Source organism: Arthrobacter sp. M4, from assembly GCF_020251205.1.
Lineage (GTDB): Bacteria > Actinomycetota > Actinomycetes > Actinomycetales > Micrococcaceae > Arthrobacter.
This window is the reverse complement of sequence record NZ_JAIWYX010000074.1, coordinates 1-329: the sequence shown is the minus strand read 5'-3', so window position 1 is coordinate 329 and position 329 is coordinate 1. Positions and strand designations below refer to the sequence as shown.

Genomic DNA, 329 nt, shown 5'->3' with positions numbered 1-329 from the left:
GTGCTCGCCTCGCTGGCCAGCCAGATCCAATACGGCGCGATCAAACGAACCCAACTTGGCGCCCAACTCTGGGACTGGTTCACCGATTACGAATGGCCCGAACGACCATACCTGATGCGCGGCAAGAGCGCAGCGGGACGATCCACCGCAGAAACCCACGTCCCCGACGCGTTCGGAGTACAGCTCATCGGGCCCCGGCACCGCATCCCATCGGGATCGACCCAGTGGCGGCAAGAACCAGCCCCAGGCAAACGAACCTTGCTGATCCACCGCGACCCCGCAGCGTGGTTCGCTGGGCCCCTCCCGGAGCCCCTCACGCTTGAACGAGC

At 65.3% G+C, this 329-nt stretch carries 1 protein-coding gene; it reads left to right on the top strand.

All coding sequences use genetic code 11. The features are described from left to right. The coding region (locus tag LD110_RS23455; RefSeq protein ID WP_225502345.1) for a hypothetical protein at nt 1-329 on the top strand (329 nt) is incomplete at both ends.